Source organism: Phycisphaeraceae bacterium (assembly GCA_015709595.1).
Classification (GTDB): domain Bacteria; phylum Planctomycetota; class Phycisphaerae; order Phycisphaerales; family SM1A02; genus CAADGA01.
The window spans coordinates 924,987-939,918 of the sequence record CP054178.1 but is presented as its reverse complement, the minus strand read 5'-3'; the positions used below and the strand labels follow the sequence as shown (position 1 = coordinate 939,918).

The following is a 14,932-nucleotide window of genomic DNA, read 5'->3' as shown; positions in this document are numbered from 1 at the left end:
GTTCTGCATCGGCCGCGTCTGTAAGGATGACGCAATCAACCGGCTCAACTGCCTGTGCGACGTCCGAGTGCCGCACCGGAAGATGAGCACCGCGCATCAGAGCGGTTAACTTCGGCGGCTTGGCCCCATGCGCAGCCAAACTCGCCTTTGACCCCGAGCGTCGCTTTCGCAGAAACTGCAGCCCCAGCTGCTTTGCCACCCATGCCTCCGGCCCACACCTCACCAGTTGTTCGACGCCCTTGTCGATCTCTGCATGGCATCGCGGACACAAGCGGTGAAACTGCTCGGCTCCATCGAACTCACCCCAAGACGCAGGAATAACGTGGTCGCCAACGCGCGACTCTTGAAACTTATTCGTGCAGTAAACGCAACTGAGCATCACGCACAATAGTACATTGCGATGATCGCGGCAACATGGCCAAGTTGCGCTTCCACCGCAAAGCGACACTCGCCCCCCACGTAGCCCCTGGTGCTGCCCGTCCCTGCCCGCCATTGCACTCCCAGCGGGATTTTCAAGCCTTTGACCCGCCTGTCCGACCCCCACATGACCCGCCAACTTCCACGCCGTGGAAGATGCGGCATGGTGGGGCGTGGGGCGTTGGGGCGGCACGGTCGCGTCAGTCCCTCGGGTCGAATGTCAACTCCAGCACCAGCCGCCTCCCGCAGCGCGGGCAGTGCGTGGGCCGCGTGGATGCGGCAGGGGCGGCTTCGCCCCACACGCCGAACTCGATAGCCAGGCGACCGCCGTGGCGTCCGCACGCCGCGCAGCCGCTGTGCGGGCCGAACGCGATAATTCGCCCGCGATGCTCCAACCGATTGATGCGCTGGGCCAGGTGCATGGTCCGTTCCCATTCGACGGCGAAACACGGTGGCTCACGGTGCCGCCAGCGGCCGACCCTGGGCGTTCTCGCTGATGAAGCACACGCGCAGTTCCCGCATCCGCCCGCAGACGGGGCAGCCCTGCGCTGGGTGAGACGGTGCATCGATGAGTCCGAGCGGCAGGGCTTCAGCGCCCTCGTACCGCACCACCCACAGCCCCTCGCCGCCGCAGCGAGGGCAGCCGTGCATGTGCCGGGCGCGCTCCAGCCGGTGGATGCGGCCAAGCAGCGTGCCGCCGCCGCTCGCATGGTGGATGAACGCACCGGGCATCAGTTTCGCCTCCAGGAGGGCTCGCTGCCGCGCTCCTTCTCGGCCCGCTCCAGCGCCTCCACGCGCGCCGCCAGGTCATCCAGTTCAATCGACGCGCGGGCGAACTTGAGCATGGTGGCGCAGGCGCTCACGCGTCCGCTGGTGCTGGCTCCGTGGTCGTTGAGCATGTTGGCCAGCGTCTGCACCGCCAGCGGGGTGTATCGCTGGGCCAGCGCGATGGCCTGGCCGTACGCCTCGCGCCGCGCCTTGCGATACGCCCGGCTGAAGACCTCCTGGTCGAGCCAGAAGTGCAGCGTGCGCACCGGGATGCCGGATGACTCGGCGGCCTTGGTGATGGTCGGTTCCTGCAGCAGGGCGATGATGGCCTTCTGCTGACGCGGTGAGAGAGATGCCAGTCCATCTCCCTCACTACCGTCGGCACCGTCACCATCGCCTTCATCATCCGGGGGCAAGGGCTCGTGGTAGCCGTTGGTGTGCTGCATGGCATGGACCTCGATGGATGAGCGTACCCCGTCGCGGTGGCGCATGTTCCACAACGTGGAAGCAGGCGTGCTGAACCGGCGAACGATGGCGCGTGTGGTGGTCATTCCAGCAGCAGGCGGAAGCGGTGGCCGCACGCCTCGTCGCGGCACCTCACCCACGAGAGCGTGGTGCCATCGCCCTGGTCGGTGAGCGAGCGATATCGCTTCAGCCGCGCGCCGCCGCAGCGCGGGCAGCGGGGCCGCGTGAGGGCCACCAGCGGCAGACGTGGGCGGCTCGACGCTGGAGCGGCGTTGGGCGGCGAGGTCGCACCGGCGTCGCCACGGGCGGCCACGTCGGCGGCGTCGCGGGCGGCATCGTGGGCGGTCGCATCAACGGGCTGCGGCGGCGATGTGGAAGGGGGCGACGTGGGGGGTCGAGTGGGGCACATGTGGGGAACTCCGGAATGTGGCCAAACCCCCGGAATCCGGTGGTTTCCGGCGGATTCCGGGGGATTGGCCTTGATGTCCACGGGGGTCGAGGTAGATGTGTGTGGCGTACCGAACGAAGCCCATACCAGCCACCACGCGAAGGAGCACGACCATGACGACGAACAACGCCACCACGCAGCGCGACCGCGACAACCTGATCGAGGCCCTGCGGGAGTGCTTGAGCCCCGAGGCCATCTCGTACATCCACGCCGCGCTGCTCGACCGCATCGACCGCGACGGCGAGCGCGTCAGCGACGGGCAGGACATGATCGAGGGCTGGGCCGAGGCCCACTGGTTCCACTACGCCATCCTCGACGAGATGATCGCCTGACGCGCTCGACGCACCCACCCACGCACCATCCACCGGAGCACGACGACCATGACCATCAAGGCCATCACCATCGAGACCTTCGACGGCACCGACCTGAAGATCACGCGCACCGACAACGGCGCGCTGGTCACCAAGGGCGACGCGGTCATCTGCGACGTGCGGCGGGATGAGGATGACGAGACGCGCCGCCTCAAGGCCATCGAGGTCGCCAAGCGCATCTACGGCATCGCCAGGCCCAGCCGCTTCGGTGGTGGCGGCGGCCCGAACTGCACCGGCAGCTTGGTCTACGACGTCCGCTGCGAGATCGAACGACTCGCCGACTGCTGAGCCCCCCCACGTACCACCCCACGCACCCCCCCACGCACCACCAACCGGAGCACAAGCACCATGAACAGCACGACAAAGAACGCCCTCGCGATCACCCGCCTCCTGGGCAACCGCGGCTGCACCGTGAGCAGCGTCACCGTCCACACGCCCGACGGACGCGAGTGGGCCATCGACATCGATTCGCCGATGGGCTTCCGCCTCTACGAGATCGATCCCGATGACCGCGAGAGCGCCGAGGAGCATCACGCGATCGACGATGACACCTGGACCGCCAGCGACCTGATCGACTACCTCAAGGCCGTTGGGGAACCACGGCCCAACGCCACGAATCCCCCCACCCCTCCGACCCCCTGAAGCCCGCTGAATGCGGGCTTCGCTGTTTTCCGCCCCCCCACTTACCACGCGATGAACGAGGACCACACCACCATGACGACGCCAACCACCAACACCACGCCCCGAAGCACGCCCCGCATGACGCCCGACCAGGTGCGCGATGCGATCCGCGCCGCCTTCAAGCACCTCCGCAAGCGCGGCTACTTCTGCCGCATGAACTTCACCTGCTGCATGACCTGCGCCTGGTACGAGGTGCCCGAGGGCCGCGAGGGCAAGGTGGTGTTCTACCACGGCCAGGACGCCCGCCGACTCGCCGAGGACGGCTGCTGCATGCTCGGCTGGTCCGGCGATGGCGCGGAGATCTGCGAGGCCCTGCGCCAGGCAGGCCTGAAGGTCGAGTGGAACGGCAGCAGCGACACCCGCATCCAGGTCGCCAGCCACTGACCCACGGAATCCACGAGCCAACACGCCCGACCCGGCGCGTGCCGGGCGGGGATCACACACCCTCCTACCAGGAGAAACGCAATGTCGAAGAAGAACACGAAGAAGTCCACCCTCCGCAAGAGCGACCGGCCCAAGGGCAGCGAGCCCGCCAGCCGGGCCACCATCGACAAGGCCCGCGCTGAGATCACGAAGAAGTGGGCCGAGTCCGAGGCGGCAGCCAAGGCCAACGGCACGGCGGAACTCGACCGCGTGCCGATGGTCGCCCTTGGGGCGAACGGGGCGAAGAAGGGCAAGAAGGCGGCCAAGGACGCCACCGACGCGAAGGACGCCACGGGGGGCAACGTCGGCGGCCCCAAGGCCAAGACGCCGAAGGCACCCCGGACGCCCAAGACGCCGAAGGAGCCCAAGCCCAAGCGCCTCAGCGGGCTGGACCTGGCCGCCACCGTGTTGGCCGAGTCGGGCGAGCCGCTCAACGCCAAGACCATCGCCGAGCGCGCCATCGCGGCGGGCTGGAAGACCAGCGGGGCCACGCCGCACGCCACCCTCTACGCCGCCATCATCCGCGAGATCGCGGCCAAGGGACGCGAGGCACGCTTCACCAAGAAGGACCGTGGGCTGTTCGCCGCCAACCAGAAGGGAGGTGCGTGAGCCATGCTGACCATTCAGAAACTTCTCGACGCCATCGAAGGGTTGCCGCCCGACGCCCAGGTCGTCGTGGGCATCATCGACGGCCCCCGGTACAACGCGGCCTACGCGGAGCAGCAGGTGTGTGGCCACGCCGTGTCGATTGGACCCGATCGGCAGGAACTCATCGGCGAGGCGGCCGCGCTCTATATCTGCTGCTACGAACAGCCGCGCCCCTGGGAAGGCGCGCAGCCCATGCTGCACGAGGACGGCACCGCAACCTTGCGGTACGACCCCGAGGACGACAACCCCAATCCGGGAAAGGAGGGCTGACCCATGAAGATCACCGACGTTGAAATCGGAGGGCGGTACATCGCCAAGGTGTCGGGCCAGATGACCACGGTCAGGGTGCTGGCCATCCGCGAGGTGCCGCCCGCCTGGCACACGCCCGGCAGCACGCGTTGGCAGAAGCGCATCGATGTGGTCAACGAGCGCACCGGCCGCCAACTCACCTTCCGCTCGGCCGCGCGGCTGCGCCGCCGAACCCCCGGAATGGGGGCCGGAACGGGGGCGGGAGCAAGGGCGGCCGCGCCTCAACCGGAAGGAGGTGCGTGAGCCATGCCGCACGACCTCGACGAGACCTTCGCGGTCTTGGAACGCATCATGGTCCGCGACGTGCGGCCCCGGCGCGGCACGCCCTACCGCCACACCTGCGACCTCGATGTGTACGAGGCGGTGGTCCACGCGATCGATGACCTCGGCGGCGGCTCGTTCACCGTCGAGACGCTGCGGGCCGCCACCGGCCTGCCCTTCACGCAGATCAACGTCACGCTGGCGTTCCTGCGGGAGCGCGGCATCGTGGTCGAGACGCTGCGGCGCAAGAGCGTGGCGGCCAGCGAATCGATTCACCTGGATGCCATGACCGAGTGGCATGCGCTGCGGGAGAAAGGGCCGCCGCCACTGACGCCTCTCTGACCGCCTCGCCGCCAAGGCGCCTTTCACCCCACCGACCGCCCCGGAAGGTGGGGTTTTCTGCGGCCGGAGCGTGGCGTCCTGCGCCACCGTCGCGGCGACCGCCAGGCGTACCCGCAGGCGACCACGGGCCAAGTGGCGCTTTGGGGACGGAACGACACTGGCGGGGTGCTGAACATCGCCATGAGCCGCGCCCCCAGACCCTCGTGCTCCTGCTGCCGCGCTGCGCGCTCCTGCAGGATCATCACCGCAGGATCGTCGAGGAGCATCCGAGGAGCGCGCGGGATCATCACGCGGTGATGGTCGATGATCGGTGAGCAGCGCGCGGGGATCATCACGCGGTGATAGTGGACGATCATCCACGAGCAGCCGTTGATGATCGCGCAGCCGCCCGGCAGGATCGTGCATGATCACCCGAGCATCATCACCGCGCGCTGGTGCACGATCATCGCCACGACCGGCAGGATGATCATCGGGCCGGTGCCGCATCACCACGCCTCCTCCGGGTCATCCAGCCGCCGGGCCGCCTCCTCGAACCGCACCACCGGGTCGGCGATAGCCGCCAGGTCGGGCCAGCGCGACTCGTACAGCGCCAGCAGCGCCTCCACCCGCGCGTGGCACTCCGGCGGCAGCGACACCGTCGCCAGCGAGGGCGGCTGGCAGCGTTCGAGGCGGTGGATGCGGGTGGTCAGGCGGTGCATGGTTCGATCTCCTTTCGGCCTACCACGCGCTGCGGTACGATGGCTTGCGGCATGACTGGATCGAATCCAGAACGCGTCGTGGCTGCTTTGCGTTCCTCGCCAGGTCGACCCCTGTGCGACGACTGCATCGCGCTGCTTGCGGGCATCAAGAACCGTGTGGCCGTCAATCCGATCGCGACCGCGCTCGGGCTGACCACAGACTTCGCCCGGGACAGGGGCACATGCGGACGATGCAGTGAACGCAAACTGGTCACCTGGGCGCGGCCCATGCAAAGACCGCACCCTTGACGCCGGAAGGTCTGTTGATGCGATTCACCGAAGAGGCGATCAGAAGCGGCTTCAAGGAGCACGGCCGCATCTACCACGACGTGAAGGGCTGGAAGATTCCCGACCACATACGATGGTGGCGGCAGGGTGCGGTCGCCTTCGAGCAGAAGCGATTCGATGAGTATGCGAAGCTCCACAAGGCGCTGCGCGGGTACTGGCAGGTCTTTCGGGGATTTACAGGCCGGCCGTGGGATGCTCGCCGCACGTTTGATGAACTGAGTTCGCTGGACACGGCGTACCGGAGCCGACGGCTCAGTTCGCTGGAGGACGCTGATGTTCCCGCATGCAGCCGTATTCTGGATTCGATGCGGCTCATCAAGCCCAACCGGCACGGGCCTTCGGTCGTAGCGATCTCCAAGGTGCTGCACTTCTGGAACCCGCGGCTTTTCATCGTGGTGGACGACGCCGTGATGTGGAGATGGGTACTCGCCCACGGGTGGCTGAGGCGACCGATCAAGAGAACCCATGCGAGAATCGCTTCGAGCATTGGTCGGGCCGGTGCCACGTACCCCAAGGGCGCGTGCGACCTTCACACCTACCTGGCAATCCTGCGATGGGGTGCGGACGTTGTCAGGACCAACCCAGAGATCTGCCCCCAATTCGTGCGACATGTGAACGCACACCGGGACAATGAGCCGCTCGACATCCCTGTGGAAACCTACGAAGCAGCGGCCCTGGAGTGGCTGCTCCTCGGCCTGACCGAGGTGCCGCCGCCAGGAGTCACGATCGCCGATGAAGACGTTGGCTCGTGATGTCATGGTTGTGGCCTTGCAGACTGCCGCTGGGCCTTCAGTCCTGTGAACTGCTCCCACCGCTGGACGATCACGTCGCAGTAGAGCGGGTCGAGTTCCAAGAGGAACGCGCGCCGCCCCTGTTGTTCACACGCGATGAGGGTCGAGCCCGAGCCGCCGAAGAGGTCCAGCACGTTCTCACCGGGTTGCGATGAGTAGACGATGGCGCGGGCCGCGAGTTCGACGGGCTTCTCGGTCAAATGCACCATCGCCTGCGGGTTGACCTTCTTGACGTTCCACACGTTCGAGATGTTGTTCGGCCCGAAGAACCGGTGGCCAGCGCCTTCGCGCCATCCATACCACGCGTGCTCGCAGTCATTCATGAAATCCTTGCGACCGAGGACGGGGTGGCTCTTCACCCAAGTGATGCCCTGCGAGAAGTACAGGCCGCACGTGGCCAGCGCGCTGCAGTAGTTGGCCCAGTTGGCGTAGCCGCCCCACACGTAGAAGCACCGACCCGGCAGCAGTACGCGGGCCATGTTCCCGAACCAGGCGAGCAGCACGGCGTCGAAGTCGGCGGCGGACATGAAGTCGTTCTGGAGCGGCCGGTCCTTGGCGCGCATCTGCTTGTGCGTCGCCTTGGGTTTGCCCTGCCGGGCGTCATCGAATCCCTGCAGATGCGCCTTGGCCTTGGCGACCGCCGGCAGCGCCGTCGAGCCCGCCGCCCGGGCGTTGTTCGAGCGCGGCTCGACGTTCACGTTGTATGGCGGGTCGACGTGGGCCAGATGAATGGGCTGGCCGTCCAGCAGTCGATCGAGGTCCTCTGGCTTTGACGAGTCACCGCACAACAAGCGATGGTTCCCCAGCACCCACATGTCGCCCGGCTGGGTGACGGCCTCGGCGGGCGGCTCGGGAATGTCATCGGGATCGACCAGCCCCGGGTTCGCGCCCGAGTGCAGCAGCCGTTCGATCTCGGCCTCGCTGAAGCCGGTCAGCGCGAGGTCGACGCCCATCGCTTGAAGGTCGTGCAGTTCCAGCGGCAAGAGGTCGGGATCGAATGTGGAGAGCGCGGCGGTCTGGTTATCCGCGATTCGATACGCCTTCGCCTGCTCTTCGGTGAGTCCGACGGCCACGTGGACGGGCACCTCGGCCAGCCCCAACTGCTGCGCGGCCTTGAAGCGCGTGTGACCGACGACGATGACGCCATGCTCGTCCACCACGACGGGCTGGCGAAAACCGAATTCCTTGATGGAACGGGCGACGGCGTCCACCGCCGCATCGTTCTTGCGCGGGTTCCGCTCGTACGGCTTGATCTCTGTGATAGAGCGTTGGTGGACTGTGAGTTCGTTGGACATGGCGTTCGCCTCCGTGCAGTCTTGGCAGGTGAGGGACGTGGCCCACGGTGGGCACTGTGGTGAATCGTTTGTTGGCAGATGTGCCGTGGCTGTCGAGATACCGACCGAGCCCACGAGGTGGCTGCGTACTCACTCGATCGAACGCACACCGGCAGTCCAGACGGGGCACCCCCATGTTCGCCGACGTTGGCCAGTGGGCCGCGAGACCGCACGGCGGACGACCGACCCGAGCCGTCGGTCCGCCCGCAACACGGGGCAACGTCGTGGCCCACGGGCAGGAGCCCGCAAGCGGGGATGACTGGAGCGCACTGCCGCGCACTGACGCGACAGTTCCGATTGATACCCATGCATGCGGGCGCGCCGGCGCACGCGCGCGGCGTGGGGTCCGCCGCGATGGCGACTGACGCGACAGTGCGTGACAGTGCGGGGCAGCGGCGCTCATACGGGCACCTCCGTTCGGAGGCCGATCCCCTCGTAGAACGCCACCATCCCCGTTCCGCGACGGCGCGACACTCCCGGCGCGGCGGCCATGAGGTCACGTCCGAAGGCCTGCTTCGTACTGACGGCGTTGCGCCCGTCCGCCTCGCACCACGCTTTCCAGGCGTTGTACAGGTCGTCCACCCAAACCCGATGCCCGACGCCGACGACGCAGCGGTCGCGAATGAAGGCGCCGACCGGCGAGGCCAGGTCTTCCATATCGCGGATGGCGTCCTCCCCGCTCCTGGGCTGGACGAACCGGCCGCGCGCCCGCAGGCGCTTCCACCCCTCGATGGCCCATTGGAGGATGCCGGGCAGCTCGACCAGTAGCTGGTCGGTGAGGGTGGGATCTTCCTGCCCATAGAAGCTCTGCGTCAGGCGGAGCACGAGGAATCGCCCGGCCAGCGCCGTGCTGGCGTCGTTGAGGCGGGGCAGTTCGTTCGTGAGGAACATGAACCTGGTTGTCAGCTTCATGCTGACTGCCCCCAAGAACTTGCGGTCGATGGTCAGCGTGTCCTCGCCGGAAACGCACAGCAAACGCTCGACCACGGTACCGACGTTGTCGCCCTTGAATCGGGCGTCGCTGACGATCGCCAGCGACTTGTCAATCAGCGGCTGGAGGCCGAAAGGCCCGGCCAAGCTGCTCGTGGTCGGCCCCACCACGTTGCCCGCGCCGACGAGGCGAATGATGACGCGCCCGATCGTGCCCTTGCCCGACCGCCTCGGCCCTACGAGAAGTAGCATCTTCTGCTGGCTCGTGTCGGCGGTGAGGCAGTAACCGATCCATTCCTGGAGCAGCTCCACGGATTCCAGGTCATCCCCGAACAACTGCTCGAGGAACTTGATCCACCGCTCCGGCGACTCGGGATCGGGGTGGTAGTCGAAGTCGAGCGAGTTGGTGGTGAACAACGCCGGTGTCGGCGCGAGGATGCGCCCGGTCGGAATGTGCAAGTTCATCGACTTGCACGGGAGCAGTTCGAGCGCGGGCGGACGATCCTTGCCGCCGTCGAGCCAAGTTGGCGTTACCGTCGATGCAGGCAGGTGAACGAGCGACCGAATGGTGTCGAGCGCCTGCTTGACGGTCGTCGGGTTGGATTCGAAGTCCAACAGCTCCATCTCGCCAGTACTCTTGTTGAGCACATACCGCAGTGCCTTGTGCAGCCACGGCAGGAGCCGCTGCTTGATCCACTCCTCCTCGACTTGGCAATAGCGATTCCCGCGCCACTCCATGAGCAGGCCACCGTATCCTTGAAGCGTCCGGCCCTCGGCGTGCTGGTTGAACTCGCGCACATACGCCTCGGCAGTCGGCAGCGTGCGCCGAGGCGAAAGCACGAGACGGCCCGTCACTGGGTCTTTCTGACCGAGAGCGACGAGCAGGCCATCGCCCTCGCCGCATTCCGACTGCGAGGGATCGCCAGATGCCGATGACGACGGTGCGGTACGGCGGCGCGGCGAGTACGTCGCCGGGCAGTTCTCGATGGCCTTCGCAATGGTCATCTGCCCGTACGTGCGGGCACCACGTTTCTGGTCCCACTTCTCGCGGAACAACCCAGACCGCCGGAACAGGCGATCCATGCGCACAGCGTCCTTGACGGTCCAGAATGCCAGCAGGTTGCAGAGCGCCTGGTCAGCCGCGCTGTGATCGTCAGCGTGCAACGACATGTCGCCCGCCCAGAGCTTGGCGAAGCGGCCGCCGTTCTTCGCGGCGCTGGCGCGCTCGATGAGGGTTTCGTCATCGCCGTCGAACCCGCCCGCTGCGACGGTACCGTTCAGGTGCGGTTTGCGCTTCTTGGGCCACAGCCGAGCGCACAGCACATCGAGCGCGTCCTGCCGCTCCTCGACGCCCTCAGGCGTACCGGCCAGGTGCTGCCCTGTGGCGGTAAAGAACCGCTCCTGGTCGTAGACTTCCGTCTCCTTGAACCCGGCGATGGCCTTCGACTTGCAGCCGACGCCTTGGGGCTTGCGTCCCGCTATGAAGACCTTCACGCCGCGCCCGCTCGGCGATATCTCGGTGTACGAATTCAAAGACTCGATGATCTCTCGCGCTGACGGGACAATGGCCCCAGCCTCATCGATGCACTCGTCCAGGTCGATGCCGCAGTAGGGGTCGTCCTCCGCGAAAACGAATCCGATGCCGGCGTAGCCGCCCGACTTCCACGCCGCCACCGCCTCATCGAACGTCGCCCATGTGGTCGGGTCTGTCGAGTCGGCCCGGCCGCCGTCCCGAGCGTTCACAGGACACTTCGTCCGCTTGCCGCCGCGCGTGATGTATCGCCAGCAGACCCACTGTGCGCGGTTGCGCAGTGCCTCCGGCACGGTGGAACGGACTACCGAAATGTCCTCGTCAGAGGGCATCACGTCGCGACTCCTTTCCAGGTCACAGCCCAGCGGCGTCGAGGGCGCGCACGACGGCAGCGTGCGCGTCTCCGTCGTGGGCGCGCCGACAAGTTCGCTCAGCGGAGGGAGCCACTGTGTCGCGTGAATCGAGTGATGGCTCGTCGGCGGCGAAGTACTCGGCGTCCGCATCCGCCAGCCGGCGGCCGAACTCATCCACCCACGCCGCCGTGGTGAAGATCTTGCCGCCGGCTCGAATGTGCTCAAGGCGCACCCGTTCGCCGTTGCGGGCCAGGACGCCTCGACGGCACCATCGCCACAGGCAGTTGGTGGAGGGTCGACCCGGCGCGATTCGGGAGGCCTGGGCCAGCGTCAGGTGTGCATCGGGTGCGGCGGCTCGCGCCACGTTGGATTGAGTTGCTTGGCTCATGACCGCATCGTGCCGCGGTCCTTGGCGATGGCAACGAACGGCGCACCGCCTGCGTCACCATTGCAATTGCTGCGGCTACTCTGCGGTGGGTTTGCGTTTCCGGATCCCCCTGCGATTCGTGGCCACCTTGACCCGCCAGGCCTTCTCACGCACTTCGGCCTCGCTGACTCTGATGCCGTTCTCAGTCTGAAATCCCATCAGCAACGGCTCGGCCCCTCGGGTTCGCCGACGAATGGTGTCGTCGCTGCAGGTGTTGCCAGTGAGGTGCGCGACCAACTCGGCGGCCTTGGTGAGAGTCATGAGGTCGGTTGGCGTCACGGGGCCAACTTGGGCGAGCCTATGTCCCTCATGGGCAGCGTCGCGGTAACAGGCGACGTGAACATCATCCACCACGCGAGGAAAACGCGTGATGAGCTCGGTCCAAAGCGCCCGCCGGTTCTCAATCGTGTCCAGCGCCCGCAATTGCGGAACGACGAGCTCTCGAATCTCCGCATCGACCACGATTCCCCGTGCCAGTTGCCCGAAGTAGTCGTACAGCTCCGCACCGTTGCGCCTCGTGTTCCACGTCGCCCGCGAGTGAACCCACAGAATCGCTTCGGCGAACACTTCGCCGTCCACGGTCGCGTGCGCGTAGGGATGGTTTGCTAACTCTGCTTTGTTGGCGGGGCGCATGTCGTCGCGTCCAGCCAACCACAAAAGCGCCCCTTCAAGTGACCAATGCTGTGCAGCCGCTTCGATCAGTCCCGGCGGAATGCCGGCGGCGACAACGGTCGCTTCGATCAACTCGGCGAGCAGGCGACATGCGTCGGAGCTGATCTCGGCCTGGATCCTCCTGAGGTTGAGCCAGTCGCTCTCGTCGTAGAAGTCCGTCTTGTTGGCGATGATGCCATCGCGCTTCCATTGATACGCGGCATCCGTCTTCTTGGGCGACCAGACGAAGCTCTTGGGCAGTCTCTTCCCGTTTCGATACCATCGACCCACGAGCGGCTTCAGATCACGATCCAACGGTTGGCCCTTGGCGTTGACCACGGCCTGGTTCCAGTCCCATTGGTTCGCGCCGGGTCGGAATCTCTCGGGGAACTTCCCCGCCAACCAAGAGCCCACGGCGAAGTACCAACTGTTCAGACACTGCCAGTCCTCAAGCGGCTTCACTGCATCGGCGAGAATCCGAGCGTTCGCCTCTGGATCAGGTTGGTTGACGAACTCGACACCGTTGACGGTGACATTCTTGAGCGCCCACTGGGGGAACTCGCCATACAGAGCGGGGATCAATCCCGGAAACCGTGCCTGGCGGCGATCCCACCAGCCGCGGTTCTCCACACGACGTTCGCGCGGGAACCCGCCGAGGTCGATGGCCTCGATCAGCAATCGGCCTGCCTGGGTGCGATAGTCGTCAACGTGCCTTGCCAACTGACTCGACTTGGTCGCACGATCGGCCGCTGAGTCGAATCGCTCGCAGAGGCCGCTGAATTGGAAGCCGATCTTCCGGAGACGGTGCCGATCCATGCTTCACCTGCCTTGGCCCCAAAGACCCATGTGGCTCCCTCTCGGTTCGTCATGATTGTTTCAACGCGCCGCCGCTTCAAGTCTGAGTCAGCCGATCTTTCGCATGACCTCGACCACGCGCTCGCGATCCCGCTCGGCGTATACCGCGTCGGTCACCAGGGCGCTGGAGTGGCCCAGCGCGATGCGGGCGGCCTCCAGACCGAACTCGCGCCGGATGATGGTGGCGGCGGTGTGGCGCAACTGGTGGGGGTGCCAGTTGTGGTGGCGATGCCACGCTGCCAGTTCCAGCTTCTCCGCAGCCGTAAGCCGGGCACGCAAGGTGCGCAGCGACTCCATCCTCCCATTCGGAAGGATGCGCGGCCGCAGGTGCTCGGGCGGTGGAAAGGCCTGCTCAGTGGCCCGCTGGATGGCGCGGCGGTAACTGCTCGCGGTGTAGTGCTCGCCCGGCGCTTTGCGTGGCGTGGCCACCCGATTGGAGCCCGGAACGTTGCCGCAGGAGAGCGGGGTGCGCCGCGCCGCCGCCCGTGCTTGCAGGCGCTCCGCTTCCGCCTCGGCCGGGCTGAAGAGGCAGGCATCCAGCGGCCGGCCGGTCAGGAAGGGCCGGATGATGTCCTGGGACCGGGGGCCGAGGAAGATCGTTCGTGCGTGGCCATGATGCGAGGTCTTGTGGTCGGAGGGCTCGATGGTCCAGATGCCGGAGCGGTCATCGATCAGGATGTCGATGGCACGCAGTGTAAACAACTCGCCGCCGCGCGCTCCGGTGAGGAGCTGCAGTTGCACCAATGCATCGACCTGGCGGCTGAGGAATGGCCGGGTTCGTTCGATGAAGTCTGTGGAGACCGGGCCGACCGGTCTGGGCTCCGGGGCGGGACTGCGGCCGCGACGCAGGGCCGGCACCGTCTTGAGTTGCTGGTACACGGTGGCGGGGAGCATCTCGTGCGAGGCCGCCCACTTGAAGAGGCGGCAGACCCGGTGTATCTGCCCGTTGATGGTCGTGCGCACCCACGGCTCCCTCGGATGCGGACCCTCGGGCTTGCCGCGGATCATGGCCTCGCGCACCACGCGCAGACGATTGGGTCCGAACGCCTCGGCGGGGGTCGATCCGAAGTGCTCGCGCAGGATGCGCAGGCCCGAGCGGATGATCGCGAGCTCCGATGCCGAGTAGTACGGCGTCGCCCACGCCCAGTACTCCAGGATGAGCTCGTTGATCGTGAGGCGGTGTCCGGCGGGATTGGCGGAAGCACTCGCGCCCGGCATGGACCTTGGCGGCAGTCGTCGGCCGCGCCCTTCCCATTCCGCGATCACGCGGTGATAGCACTCGCGGCTTTCGGGGCTGCCGTACGGGCCGAGCCAGAAGTCGCGGCGCTTCTTCGTCAGTGCATCCGTGAGCGTCACGATCGCCTGGTCGTATCCAGCGCGCTGGCGATACGCGGGCACCTTGGGACCGCGCGGCAAGACCGCCTGATCGGATCGTGTCGAGTGTCGTGTTTGGTGAGGGAGGTCGGACATGGTGCGGGGCTCCTGAACGCGCTGCGCGGTGTACACCGCGCGTCAATGCGTTCTGGCCGCACCGCCGACCTTCGGCGGGTGTCCGCAACTGGCGGACTCGGCGTCGTTTACGGAAGTGGAGCTGACCGGGGTCGAACCGGCGACCTCTTGCATGCCATGCAAGCGCTCTCCCAATTGAGCTACAGCCCCAAGCGGTGTTGTCGAGCCATTGTACCCGCGCTCCTTCGCCGGTCCAAGGGTGCGTTGTCGGAGCGGCCTGCGTGTCTTCGGGTGGTCACGTGGTGGGAGAGAAGGTGGGGACGGGCAGGTTGAACAGCGAGGCGACAACTTCGCCTGAGTGCCACGAGGTTGGAGCACGCCCATCGATCATGGAGCACGCGCCTCCGATGTTTCCATTGGGCTCTTGTCGGGCTACACTTCCCTCCCGCATCC

The 14,932-nt window shown here is 66.5% G+C and carries 19 protein-coding genes and 1 tRNA gene; 9 read left to right on the top strand and 11 right to left on the bottom strand.

Going from position 1 to position 14,932, the window contains the following annotated elements:
- Nucleotides 1-617 precede the first annotated feature (617 nt).
- Genes HRU76_04015 through HRU76_04000 form a run of 4 tightly spaced genes read right to left on the bottom strand, consistent with a single transcriptional unit; the run spans nucleotide 618 to nucleotide 2,059 of the window.
- Complete coding sequence (locus HRU76_04015; protein QOJ16800.1) at nucleotides 618-839, bottom strand: hypothetical protein; 222 nt, start codon at nucleotides 837-839, stop codon at nucleotides 618-620.
- Between the two features lie 34 nt (nucleotides 840-873).
- Entirely contained in the window at nucleotides 874-1,149 is a 276-nt protein-coding gene (locus tag HRU76_04010; GenBank protein ID QOJ16799.1) for a hypothetical protein, read from the bottom strand.
- Nucleotides 1,149-1,736, bottom strand: coding sequence for a hypothetical protein (locus HRU76_04005; protein ID QOJ16798.1), 588 nt, complete (start codon nucleotides 1,734-1,736; stop codon nucleotides 1,149-1,151). The genes HRU76_04010 and HRU76_04005 overlap by 1 nt, the downstream gene beginning before the upstream one ends.
- Entirely contained in the window at nucleotides 1,733-2,059 is a 327-nt protein-coding gene (locus HRU76_04000) for a hypothetical protein (GenBank protein QOJ16797.1), read from the bottom strand. Before HRU76_04000 ends, HRU76_04005 begins: the two co-directional genes overlap by 4 nt.
- 152 nt (nucleotides 2,060-2,211) lie before the next feature.
- Between HRU76_04000 and HRU76_03995 the strand changes: the two genes are divergently transcribed.
- The 8 genes from HRU76_03995 to HRU76_03960 all read left to right on the top strand — a co-directional run bounded on the left by HRU76_03995 (nucleotide 2,212) and on the right by HRU76_03960 (nucleotide 5,133).
- Entirely contained in the window at nucleotides 2,212-2,430 is a 219-nt protein-coding gene (locus HRU76_03995) for a hypothetical protein (GenBank protein ID QOJ16796.1), read from the top strand.
- A gap of 48 nt (nucleotides 2,431-2,478) precedes the next feature.
- Entirely contained in the window at nucleotides 2,479-2,757 is a 279-nt protein-coding gene (locus tag HRU76_03990) for a hypothetical protein (GenBank protein QOJ16795.1), read from the top strand.
- A gap of 60 nt (nucleotides 2,758-2,817) precedes the next feature.
- On the top strand, nucleotides 2,818-3,111 hold the full coding sequence (locus HRU76_03985; protein ID QOJ16794.1) for a hypothetical protein: 294 nt from the start codon (nucleotides 2,818-2,820) through the stop codon (nucleotides 3,109-3,111).
- Nucleotides 3,112-3,183: 72 nt separating this feature from the next.
- The gene (locus tag HRU76_03980) at nucleotides 3,184-3,534 is read left to right on the top strand and encodes a hypothetical protein (GenBank protein QOJ16793.1); all 351 of its coding nucleotides are present in this window, start codon (nucleotides 3,184-3,186) and stop codon (nucleotides 3,532-3,534) included.
- An 81-nt stretch (nucleotides 3,535-3,615) separates the two neighbouring features.
- Nucleotides 3,616-4,182 (top strand): hypothetical protein, encoded by a 567-nt coding sequence (locus HRU76_03975; GenBank protein ID QOJ16792.1) that lies wholly within the window; start codon nucleotides 3,616-3,618, stop codon nucleotides 4,180-4,182.
- Between the two features lie 3 nt (nucleotides 4,183-4,185).
- Nucleotides 4,186-4,491, top strand: coding sequence for a hypothetical protein (locus HRU76_03970; protein QOJ16791.1), 306 nt, complete (start codon nucleotides 4,186-4,188; stop codon nucleotides 4,489-4,491).
- A 3-nt stretch (nucleotides 4,492-4,494) separates the two neighbouring features.
- Nucleotides 4,495-4,773, top strand: a complete 279-nt coding sequence (locus tag HRU76_03965; protein QOJ16790.1) for a hypothetical protein — start codon at nucleotides 4,495-4,497, stop codon at nucleotides 4,771-4,773.
- Nucleotides 4,774-4,776: 3 nt separating this feature from the next.
- A complete protein-coding gene (locus HRU76_03960) occupies nucleotides 4,777-5,133 on the top strand; it encodes a hypothetical protein (GenBank protein QOJ16789.1) in 357 nt (118 codons plus the stop codon).
- A gap of 485 nt (nucleotides 5,134-5,618) precedes the next feature.
- On the opposite strand, the gene HRU76_03955 is transcribed toward HRU76_03960, so the two are convergent.
- Entirely contained in the window at nucleotides 5,619-5,831 is a 213-nt protein-coding gene (locus HRU76_03955) for a hypothetical protein (GenBank protein ID QOJ16788.1), read from the bottom strand.
- Between the two features lie 305 nt (nucleotides 5,832-6,136).
- Here HRU76_03955 and HRU76_03950 point away from each other — a divergent pair, with 305 nt between their 5' ends.
- The gene (locus HRU76_03950; protein ID QOJ16787.1) at nucleotides 6,137-6,910 is read left to right on the top strand and encodes a hypothetical protein; all 774 of its coding nucleotides are present in this window, start codon (nucleotides 6,137-6,139) and stop codon (nucleotides 6,908-6,910) included.
- A 2-nt stretch (nucleotides 6,911-6,912) separates the two neighbouring features.
- Here the strand turns inward: HRU76_03950 and HRU76_03945 are convergent, their stop codons facing one another.
- From HRU76_03945 to HRU76_03920, 6 genes are all read right to left on the bottom strand, one after another.
- Complete coding sequence (locus HRU76_03945; protein ID QOJ16786.1) at nucleotides 6,913-8,244, bottom strand: ParB N-terminal domain-containing protein; 1,332 nt, start codon at nucleotides 8,242-8,244, stop codon at nucleotides 6,913-6,915.
- A gap of 438 nt (nucleotides 8,245-8,682) precedes the next feature.
- Nucleotides 8,683-11,076 carry a hypothetical protein gene (locus tag HRU76_03940; protein ID QOJ16785.1) on the bottom strand — a complete coding sequence of 798 codons (2,394 nt, stop codon included), beginning with the start codon at nucleotides 11,074-11,076 and terminating at the stop codon, nucleotides 8,683-8,685.
- Nucleotides 11,077-11,098: 22 nt separating this feature from the next.
- Complete coding sequence (locus tag HRU76_03935) at nucleotides 11,099-11,485, bottom strand: DUF1580 domain-containing protein (protein QOJ16784.1); 387 nt, start codon at nucleotides 11,483-11,485, stop codon at nucleotides 11,099-11,101.
- Nucleotides 11,486-11,560: 75 nt separating this feature from the next.
- Complete coding sequence (locus tag HRU76_03930) at nucleotides 11,561-12,991, bottom strand: hypothetical protein (GenBank protein QOJ16783.1); 1,431 nt, start codon at nucleotides 12,989-12,991, stop codon at nucleotides 11,561-11,563.
- 87 nt (nucleotides 12,992-13,078) lie between these two features.
- Nucleotides 13,079-14,500: a site-specific integrase gene (locus tag HRU76_03925; protein ID QOJ16782.1), complete on the bottom strand. Its 1,422-nt coding sequence runs from the start codon at nucleotides 14,498-14,500 to the stop codon at nucleotides 13,079-13,081.
- Nucleotides 14,501-14,616: 116 nt separating this feature from the next.
- Nucleotides 14,617-14,689, bottom strand: a tRNA-Ala gene (locus HRU76_03920).
- Nucleotides 14,690-14,932 lie beyond the last annotated feature (243 nt).